This is a genomic window from Acidimicrobiales bacterium (assembly GCA_036378675.1).
Classification (GTDB): domain Bacteria; phylum Actinomycetota; class Acidimicrobiia; order Acidimicrobiales; family Palsa-688; genus DASUWA01.
The window spans coordinates 1-7,928 of sequence record DASUWA010000052.1; the positions used below are offsets into that span (position 1 = coordinate 1).

General features: G+C 66.2%; 6 protein-coding genes. 5 read left to right on the plus strand and 1 reads right to left on the minus strand.

The window, feature by feature from the left end:
• Positions 1 to 54 precede the first annotated feature (54 nt).
• The gene (locus VFZ97_16285; protein HEX6394992.1) at positions 55 to 273 is read left to right on the plus strand and encodes a hypothetical protein; all 219 of its coding nucleotides are present in this window, start codon (positions 55 to 57) and stop codon (positions 271 to 273) included.
• Positions 274 to 379: 106 nt separating this feature from the next.
• On the opposite strand, the gene VFZ97_16290 is transcribed toward VFZ97_16285, so the two are convergent.
• The gene (locus VFZ97_16290) at positions 380 to 673 is read right to left on the minus strand and encodes a hypothetical protein (protein ID HEX6394993.1); all 294 of its coding nucleotides are present in this window, start codon (positions 671 to 673) and stop codon (positions 380 to 382) included.
• 716 nt (positions 674 to 1,389) lie between these two features.
• Between VFZ97_16290 and VFZ97_16295 the strand changes: the two genes are divergently transcribed.
• From VFZ97_16295 to VFZ97_16310, 4 genes are all read left to right on the plus strand, one after another.
• Complete coding sequence (locus VFZ97_16295; GenBank protein HEX6394994.1) at positions 1,390 to 2,757, plus strand: LytTR family transcriptional regulator DNA-binding domain-containing protein; 1,368 nt, start codon at positions 1,390 to 1,392, stop codon at positions 2,755 to 2,757.
• A gap of 36 nt (positions 2,758 to 2,793) precedes the next feature.
• Entirely contained in the window at positions 2,794 to 5,043 is a 2,250-nt protein-coding gene (katG, locus tag VFZ97_16300) for a catalase/peroxidase HPI (protein HEX6394995.1), read from the plus strand.
• A gap of 707 nt (positions 5,044 to 5,750) precedes the next feature.
• On the plus strand, positions 5,751 to 6,212 hold the full coding sequence (locus tag VFZ97_16305; GenBank protein ID HEX6394996.1) for an MSMEG_3727 family PQQ-associated protein: 462 nt from the start codon (positions 5,751 to 5,753) through the stop codon (positions 6,210 to 6,212).
• 13 nt (positions 6,213 to 6,225) lie between these two features.
• Positions 6,226 to 7,926 (plus strand): PQQ-dependent dehydrogenase, methanol/ethanol family, encoded by a 1,701-nt coding sequence (locus VFZ97_16310; protein ID HEX6394997.1) that lies wholly within the window; start codon positions 6,226 to 6,228, stop codon positions 7,924 to 7,926.
• Positions 7,927 to 7,928: the final 2 nt, after the last annotated feature.

The following is a 7,928-nucleotide window of genomic DNA, read 5'->3' on the forward strand; positions in this document are numbered from 1 at the left end:
TCCACACAAGCGCCGGTCATGGCTTGATTGAGCATCCGGCTACCCGCCGACACTATGCCCGAGATCATCGGCACGGCCGACGACATCAGCCAAACGATCAACGAACCCGGCACAGCGGCACCTGATGGCCACGTGGTTGCCGCCGTCGCAGAGGCCCCCGACGCCAGTCGAGGTGTTCACTACGTGAAACAGATACGAGTCTGGGATACCAACGAAACCCCTCACACCCCACCGGATCAGCCGCAACACCCCCGGCAAGGGGTGACGCTCTAACCGGTACCCCGCTAGGAACCCCAAGTTGTTCCCCCACCCCCCAACGGCCAAACCCTCCGAGACCACTGTTAAACGGCAACCGTACGGACGCCGCGACAGCCGGCGTCTAGGCGGGCCAATCGCTCACGACCGTCTGCAGCACGATCAGGGCGTCGCCGTTGATGCGCTCGGTGATGGGCAAACCGCCGGGCACCGCCAGCGACCAGCGGCGCCGCCGGAGTGCGCTGCACGAGTCCGCGAAGCCGCCGAGGTTGATTTCGTCCTGGTAACCGGTGATGTGCCGCCGACCAACCAGTGGCCCGTCCTCGCCCGGTGCGATCCGACAGAAGGCGAACCGGGCAGCTTTAGCGGCGTCCAGCAGCCGCTTCGCGGCCAGCAACTCGGGACTATCAGTGCTCATGCCCGCCATCCCAAGGGCAAGACAGAGTAGTAGTTGCTGGTGCCGATCGCCGCATTGGTAAGCAACCGCAGCTATCTGCCCAGGCCCGCGCACAGCCGTCGCACCGGATGTCACGGTCAAGAACGTGATCGCCACTTTCCGGGTGGCCGTAGTCACCGTCGGCGGTATGGTGAATGGTTGATTACTCGTATTCGAGTAATGCAAAAACGCAAATAAGGGGCCGCACCGCGATACAAGGGAGTAGCGCGTGGTCGCGAAGCGATGCCGAGCTGATCGACCATTTCCGCCAGACGTGGTATCAGCGCCTCGCCGGGACTGTCTCAGCGAGCAGGCCGGTCGGCACTGACGGCATGGGCACCGCGCTCAGCCAGCCGAGACCGCTTTTCGGTGCGGAGGCCGGGTGGACTGGCCTGCTGTGAGCCGCGCACCTTGCCCGTGGGCGCGCTGTCCGAGGCTGGCCAGGAAGCGATTTCCCACACGTAGCCCGGACAGAGACGTGACGCAGACCGACAAGGGTACCTAGGGTAGGGAGTGCCGGCCTGTGACACAGCCTAGAAGGAGTGACGAAGCAAGAAGACGCACAACGCAGTGCCCAGTCCGCTGTTGACCCGGCCGCGACGAGCGGCGACCGGCGCGGACCAGGCGCATGCCGTCGGGCGTTGGGGATGGACCAAAGGTGGTTCTCCACCATGAAGGATGTACATCGGCTTGAGCCTATGCCGGCGAGCCCGGGCAGGGGCACCGTGTTCGCGGCGTGGGAACGGTTCGTGCAGGGTGAGGATCAAGTCCCGGGTGTCCGGCCCGAGGTGGCGATCTCCTGGCATCGCTGCCGAGAGCAATACCGAGTCGACCCACACCTTACAGAGGCTCCGCTAGCTGTCGGGGAGATCGACCATACGCCCGAACACGATGTCGTATTCGCTGAGCTGGGTTTTCGTGCCGCCTCCGTGGTGCATGAAGTGGGCAACCTCGGTGGCGTCGTCACCGTCACCGATGCCACTGGCCGGATCCTGGCCGAGTGGGGCGACCAGGCCACGCTTGCCAGAGCCACCGCCTCCACTCTGGCGCCCTGGTTCTGCTGGTCCGAGTGCGCGGCCGGCACGAACGGCATGGGCACGGCGCTCGAGGCGCACGGCCCGGTACTGATCAGGGGCGCGGAGCATTGGTGCCAGGCGTTCCACAACTGGGTCTGCGCGGGCGTCGCGGTGCGTGACGTGGTGACCAGGGAGCCGATCGCGGTCCTGAACATCTCCTGCTGGCGCAGCCAGCTTCCCGCGTCCGCGGGAAGCTGGCTGGCGAACGCTGTCGCCAAGACCCAGCGCACGCTGAAAAGGCGCGCCCGCAACAGCGGCGCCGAGTTAGTCGCCGCATACACCCAAGCCAGGGCACGCTCCAGTGCGGCGCTCGCCGCGCTGGACACCGCCGGCAAGGTGGTGATCGCCGACGACACGGCAAGCGTGCTCCTGGGCGTCCCCGCCTCCACGCCGGCGATCGACCCCACGGTGCGATGGAACCCTGGGCTGCCGGAATTGATCGGAGCCGCCCGGTATGCCAGTAAGCAGGCAGCCCGCAATCCTGACTGGGTGGGCTCGACGCAGATCTTCACCCACCTCGCCGACGAGCCGACATCGATCAGCATCCGACCCGTGTTCCTGTCCGGACACCTGATCGGGAACCTGGTCTCGTTCGGTGCCTCCGACGGGGCGCAGTTGCCCCAGGCGGAGGGGTCTGCGCACACTCGGGTGCAACCGCGCCGACTGATCGCGATGCGCGACAACCGGATGGTGCTGCTGCGCCTGCCGGAGGTTTCCTTCGCTGAATCGGAAGGAAACGACGTGTGGCTATCCACCGATCAGGGGCGGTTGCGAGCCGCCGCTCAGGGCCTGGACAAGCTCGATAGTGAGCTGGCGGATGCCAGCTTCCTGCGGGTGCACCGCCGGTATGTGGTCAACCTAAACCGCATCCGGGAGATCGAGCGCGGGCTCAAGGGCGAGCTGTTCCTGATCATGGATGACCGGACGAACACGATGGTGCCGGTTTCCCGGCGGAACGCGCCGGCCGTGCGCCGGGCGCTGGACATCTGAGTTCCTATGCACAACTTCTGTTCCCGAAGGATTCCCGTGTCTGACAGCCCGGACGCCGTTACCGGCGAGGTGAACGATAGGAGCGCGGGCGGCCTCGGCCACCCAGTCTCGGCCGGTCGCCGCGATCACCCGACCGGCGGTGCGAGCAACCGCGACTGGTGGCCGAACCAGCTCAACCTGAAGATCCTCCGGAAGCACCCCGCCGTGGCCGACCCCATGGGCGAGGACTTCGACTACGCCGCGGAGTTCCGGACCCTCGACCTCGACGCCCTGGCGAGGGACGTCGACGAGGTGCTGACGACCTCCCAAGAGTGGTGGCCGGCCGACTTCGGCCACTACGGGCCGCTCGTGATCCGGATGGTGTGGCACTGCGCCGGGACGTACCGCATCGACGACGGCCGAGGCGGCGCGGGCGCCGGCATGCAGCGCTTCGCGCCGCTGAACAGCTGGCCGGATAACCGCAACCTCGACAAGGCGCGCCGGCTGCTCTGGCCGGTGAAGAAGAAGTATGGCCGGGGGATCTCCTGGGCCGACCTGATGATCTTCGCTGGCAACCGCGCCCTGGAGACGATGGGCTTCAGGACCTTCGGCTTCGCCGGCGGCCGGGCAGACGTCTGGGAACCCGACGAGGACGTCTACTGGGGTCCCGAGCGCACCTGGCTCGGCGACGAGCGCCACATCGGCGTCCGGGAACTGGAAACTCCTCTGGCCGCCGCCCAGATGGGCCTGATCTACGTCAACCCAGAGGGTCCGAATACCGTTCCGGACCCACTCACCGCGGCCCGTGACATCCGCGAGACGTTCCGGCGCATGGCGATGAACGACGAGGAGACCGTCGCGCTGATCGCGGGCGGGCATACGTTCGGCAAGACCCACGGCGTGGCCGACCCGGACAAGTACCTCGGCCCCGAGCCCGAGGGTGCCCCCCTCGAGGAGCAGGGCCTGGGCTGGACGAGCAGCTACGGCACCGGAAAGGGCACGGACGCCATCTCCAGCGGGCTCGAGGGTACGTGGACATCCACCCCGACGAGGTGGGACAACAGCTTCTTCGAGACCTTGTTCGGCTACGAGTGGGACCTGGAGCTGAGCCCCGCCGGTCTGTGGCAGTGGATTCCGAGAGACGGCGGCGGGGCCGGCACCGTGCCGGACGCCCACGACCCGTCGAAGACACACGCCCCGACGATTCTGACGACGGACCTCGCGCTGCGGTTCGACCCGGTCTACGAGCCGATCTCGCGGCGCTTCCTGGAGAACCCGGACCAGCTCGCCGACGCGTTCGCCCGGGCCTGGTTCAAGCTGACGCACCTCGACCTGGGCCCGATCCAGCGCTACCTCGGGCCACTGGTTCCGAAGGAGAGGCTGATCTGGCAGGACCCCATCCCCGCCGTGGACCACGAGCTCGTCGGCGCGGAGGACATCACCGCGCTCAAGAGCCAGATCCTCGCTTCCGGGCTGTCGGTCTCCCAACTCGTCTCCACCGCATGGGCGTCGGCCTCGACGTTCCGCATCAGCGACAGGCGCGGCGGGGCGAACGGGGCACGGATCCGCCTCGAACCGCAGCGGGCCTGGGCGGTCAACGACCCCGACCTGTTGGCGCAGGTGCTGCGCACTCTGGAGGGAATCCAGCAGTCCTTCAACAGCTCCCAGACCCGGGAGAGGAAGATCTCGCTGGCCGACCTCATCGTGCTCGGCGGGGCCGCCGCCGTCGAGCAGGCCGCCGCGAACGCCGGCCACGACGTCCAAGTGCCCTTCACCCCCGGGCGCATGGACGCGTCGCAGGAGCAGACCGATGCGGAGTCCTTCGCCGCGCTCGAACCGGCCGCGGACGGGTTCCGGAACTACCGAGGGAAGGGCAACCGACTGCCGTCGGAGTACCTGCTGGTCGACCAGGCGAACCTGCTGAACCTGAGCACGCCCGAGATGACTGTCCTCGTGGGTGGCCTGCGTGTGCTAGGCGCGAACCACCAGCGGTCCCCGCTGGGCGTCTTCACCTCGGCGCCCGGATCGCTGACCAACGACTTCTTCGTGAACCTGCTCGACATGGGCACGCAGTGGCAGGCGACGTCCGGAGCCGGCACAACTCCGGAGACCTTCGAGGGCCGCGACCGCGCCACCGGCGAAGTCAGGTGGCGCGGCAGTCGCGTGGACCTCGTCTTCGGCTCGAACTCCGAGCTGCGGGCCGTCGCGGAGGCCTACGCGGGCGACAACGCGCGGGAGCAGTTCGTGCACGACTTCGTGGCCGCATGGGACAAGGTCATGAACCTCGACCGCTACGACCTCGCCTGATCGTTCGTCGGGTGCTCAGATATCGCCAGAGGCGTCGTGACCGGTCAGCCGGTGTCGCTCAGGACCGACTGATCAGTTCTGTTGCCGGCTACAGCGCGACCAGGTGTAGTGCAACCTTGTTCCTCGTAACGGTGGCGTATCGGGTACGAACGGTAGCTGGTGGCCCATGAAAGGCATAAGCTAGCCCGAATAGCGCTCACCCTTGTCGGCGTGATTCATCCGGCGTAGAGTCCTGACTGATTACAGATTTGTGATCAGGCATCGGACCACGCAATTGGTACGATGCGATGTTGTCTCATGCCAATATATGCCGCCGCAATCACAACCAGGTGTACGTGATCAAAATGAGACAAACGAATTAAAGTGGGACTACGTCCCGAAGGTGCCCACCCGGGCCGATTCCGGTCGAAAGCTTCGAGGTCAACTCGAAGAATGAGCTAGCAGTTGTAGCTGGTAGCTGGTGATGCCCCGGCGAGGCTGCGGGCACGTGAGCTATTTTCCAGGTCGACACATCGGAGTTGGCCACCGCCTGCTTCGCTGCGGCTAATCGGGGGATGCTGTAGCAAATCGGGAACCTGGTCAACCGGGCATTAGCTTTTGTCAACCGGGCGTTTTCTCGCGCCAAGTGGAAGGTATTCAACCAGCCGCGGCTATCGCGACCGATGCGGAAGTTGATACAGCGATACTGGATGAGGAGGTGAAGCCCGATGACCACCGCGCAGGAGCGAGCCGACCTGCTGAGCAAGATCGGGTTGGACGCGCAGAACAAAGCCGCGCTAGGTCGGGTGCTGGGGACCGGAAGCATTGGGCAGGCCACGGAGAGGGCCGATGGTCGGATGGAGGCGACAATCCGGATCCGGCCCGATGAGCTGAGCTGGGATCCCTCGATTCTGGTCATGCCCCATGGGGGTGATATCGAGCTCGAGCTCATCAACGATGACCTGAACACGCACTGCGCGCTCTTACCGAGCAATGGCGACAGGAAATTCATCTGGTTGGTGAACCATTCGCGAGGACGGGCGACCCTCAACCTTGACGGCCCGGGCTATTACTGGTTCAGCTCGCCCACCGGCAACGACGAAGGCCGGGGACTGACCGGGGCCATCGTCGTGCTGGGGGACGTTCCGCCGGAGGCTCGCCTCGACCGCCCCAACCAGCCACGGCCGTAGATAGGAGCAGGCAATGACCGTTGAATATGTGGACGCGGGCGAGGCCGTCGACCAGGGAACGCTGAACTACAAGACCCCGGGCGGGGATGTCGCGCCGCCGGTGGTCTCCAACGTCACCTACGAGCGCATTCTCAACGCCGGCTCGGAGCCACAGAACTGGCTCACCTACTACGGCGCCTATAACGGGCAGCGGTACAGCCCGCTGGATCAGATCAATACGGAGAACGTCAAGCGGATCGGCCCGGCTTGGGTCTTCCAGGCCGGCACGACCGGCATAATCGCGGGCGCGTCGACCTATTCGTTCGAGGCCGCCCCGGTCGTCGTCGACGGGGTCATGTTCCTCGCCGGCTGGGACGGCTGGGTCTGGGCCCTCAACGCGAAAACGGGTGTGGAGATCTGGCGATACAAGCACGCGATCCCCTACGACGTATCGCTGTGCTGCGGGAACGTGAACCGTGGGGTCGCCGTGGCCAAGGGGAAGGTCTTCTTCGTCACTGCGAACGCCCACGTGCTTGCGCTCGACGCCACCACCGGCAAGCGCGTCTGGGACAAGACCTACGGAGATGTGCGGGCCGGGGAAAGCGCCACGGTCGCCCCGCTGATTGTGAAGAACATGGTCATCGTCGGGAGCTCCGGCGGAGAGTTCGGGGTGCGCGGCCACCTCGACGCCTTCGACCTCGACACCGGCGAGCACCAGTGGCGCTGCTACACGGTGCCGAAGCCCGGCGAGCCCGGCTCCGAGACCTGGCCCGCCGAAGGCGAGGCCTGGGCACGGGGTGGCGCGAACTGCTGGATCACCGGCACGTTCGACCCGGAGACCAATCTGCTGTACGTGGGCACCGGCAACCCGGCGCCCGACTTCGACGGAGGCGTCCGCGAGGGGGACAACCTCTACACCGACAGCATCATCGCGGTGGACGTCGACGCCGGCCAGATTCGCTGGCACTACCAGTGCACCCCGCACGACGTGTGGGACTACGACAGCATCGGGGAGTGCATCCTGTTCGAGTCGGACGGGCGCAAACTGCTCGGGCACTTCGACAAGAACGGCTACTTCTTCGTCGTAGATCGCACGAACGGCTCGTTGGTTCAGATCACCCCCTTCGTTGACCGGATCACCTGGGGGGCGATCACGAGGGATGGTCGGGTGACGGCCAAGGTGTACCCCGACAAGGAGGGAGAACCGGTCCACTTCTACCCAGGGCCGGCTGGCGCCAAGGAATGGACCCATGCGGCCTACAGCCCGAAGACCGGGCTCTTCTACGTCCCGGTCCAGGACGTCGGGGCAACGGCCACGCGGCGGCGCCGGGAGTTCAAGGAGAGCATCCCCTACTGGGGCGCGGGCGTTCAGGTGGACCTCGAGAACATGACGGGGTCCATCAGCGCGTTCGATGCCAACGGTGAGGAGAAATGGCGGTGGCGCAACGAGCTTCCGATGTGCGCGTCGGTGCTGGCCACGGGCGGCGATCTGGTGTTCGCCGGTGAACCCTCCGGGGAGTTCAACGCGCTCGACGCCCGCACGGGGGAACAGCTGTGGCAGTTCCAGTGCGGAAGCGGCCACCACAGCAACCCGACGACCTACATGGTCGACGGCAGGCAGTACATCGCCGTACCCGTCGGGTGGGGCGCGTGGGCCGAGGGGTTCCTACCCGGCATGCTCGGCGCCGGCCACGGAAGCGCGCTGATCGTCTTCGCCCTCCCGGAAACCTCGTAGTG